Annotated in this window: 1 protein-coding gene; it reads right to left on the bottom strand. The window is 52.7% G+C overall.

Going from position 1 to position 488, the window contains the following annotated elements; translation table 11 throughout:
- A partial coding sequence (locus ACTHUR_RS19360; protein ID WP_440400413.1) for a deaminase occupies positions 1–486 on the bottom strand: 486 nt, incomplete at its 3' end.
- Positions 487–488: the final 2 nt, after the last annotated feature.

Genomic DNA, 488 nt, shown 5'->3' with positions numbered 1-488 from the left:
CATGGAGCAAGGCTCTAATGTGATATACACGTCGCAGTCTGCCAAGCGATAGTTTTGCAAGGCCTTACCTGCGGCGGCAAGCGCATTAATTTCGGCGTGGTGGCTGACATTGTGGTCGCCAATGCAGGTATTGTGTGCCGCTGCGATTGCCTTACCTTGATATACGATGAGCGCGCCAACTGGTATCTCGCCCAAGGCCGCCGATTGTCTGGCCTGTTCTATCGCCAGCCGCATAAAGGTTTCCATATCGTTTTGCGAAGGGAAAACGGCAACAGGCGGATGGTTTTTCAAGGCCTCGCCCAGCTCCGTCTTTCTCTCCTCGGAAATATGCCGGACATCTACACCTGAAACCAGCGCAGCCAGTTGCCACAAGGTGCTTTTGGTTACGGTCAAACCCGACGCTTTCAGCAATAGAAATGTGCGGACTGCGCCGATTTCCTGTAAATCTTCCAGCGTACAAACACCCAATTCTTTTAGCGCGGTCAATG

Source organism: Neisseria sp. P0021.S007 (assembly GCF_051956855.1).
The sequence above is the reverse complement of the archived record's forward strand: the minus strand, read 5'-3'. Positions and strand labels throughout refer to the sequence as shown.